This window comes from Sphingobacterium sp. 18053 (assembly GCF_902706145.1).
GTDB lineage: Bacteria > Bacteroidota > Bacteroidia > Sphingobacteriales > Sphingobacteriaceae > Sphingobacterium > Sphingobacterium paramultivorum.
Genome location: NZ_CACSJW010000049.1, coordinates 1 through 422, shown reverse-complemented (window position 1 = coordinate 422; position 422 = coordinate 1). Strand labels below are relative to the sequence as shown.

The 422-nt window shown below is 50.5% G+C and carries 1 protein-coding gene; it reads left to right on the top strand.

All coding sequences use genetic code 11. The features are described 5' to 3' along the window. Positions 1-43: 43 nt before the first annotated feature. The coding region (locus GVK91_RS27230; RefSeq protein ID WP_235033006.1) for a protein rep at positions 44-422 on the top strand (379 nt) is incomplete at its 3' end.

Below are 422 nucleotides of genomic sequence, written 5' to 3'. Positions count from 1 at the left end.
ACTTGGAACAGTCCTTACAGCAATGAATGCGGCGTTTAAGCGAATGGAAAAGCGAAAGGAGCTATCACCTGTTCAGGGGTGGATCAGGGCTACGGAGGTGACGCGAGGTAAGGATGGCAGCGCACATCCGCATTTTCACTGTCTGCTGATGGTGCAACCTTCTTGGTTTAAAGGGAAGAACTACGTTAAGCACGAACGTTGGGTAGAACTCTGGCGCGATTGCTTGCGGGTGAACTATGAGCCGAATATCGATATTCGGGCAGTAAAAACTAAGACAGGTGAGGTTGTGGCCAACGTTGCCGAGCAACTGCAAAGCGCGGTTGCTGAAACGCTGAAATACTCCGTTAAACCGGAAGATATGGCAAACGATCCTGAGTGGTTTCTTGAGCTGACGCGGCAGCTTCACAAGCGCCGTTTTATCT